This window comes from Bacillus sp. SIMBA_005, from assembly GCF_046535585.1.
Classification (GTDB): Bacteria; Bacillota; Bacilli; order Bacillales; family Bacillaceae; genus Bacillus; species Bacillus pumilus.
In genome coordinates this window covers 1-228 of record NZ_JAWRWI010001330.1, presented here as the reverse complement: position 1 = coordinate 228, position 228 = coordinate 1, and the positions used below count along the sequence as shown (strand labels likewise).

The 228-nt window shown below is 37.3% G+C and carries 1 protein-coding gene; it reads right to left on the bottom strand.

Annotation, left to right across the window (positions count from 1 at the left end; all coding sequences use genetic code 11):
- Positions 1 to 98: 98 nt before the first annotated feature.
- On the bottom strand, positions 99 to 228 hold a 130-nt coding region (locus SB660_RS24390), incomplete at its 5' end, for a cold shock domain-containing protein (RefSeq protein ID WP_410585242.1).

The following is a 228-nucleotide window of genomic DNA, read 5'->3' as shown; positions in this document are numbered from 1 at the left end:
CACTGAAATAAAAAAACTGTAGACAAATCCCAAATTGCTTTGAGTTTGCCTACAGTCTTAAGCATCAATGAAGATGCCTATCGTCAGTTTAATAAAAATTAAAGTTTAACGATGTTTGTAGCTTGTGGTCCACGTTGACCATCTTCTACTGAAAATTCCACTTTTTGACCTTCGTCAAGTGATTTGAAACCGTCACCTTGGATAGCTGAGAAGTGAGCGAATACATCG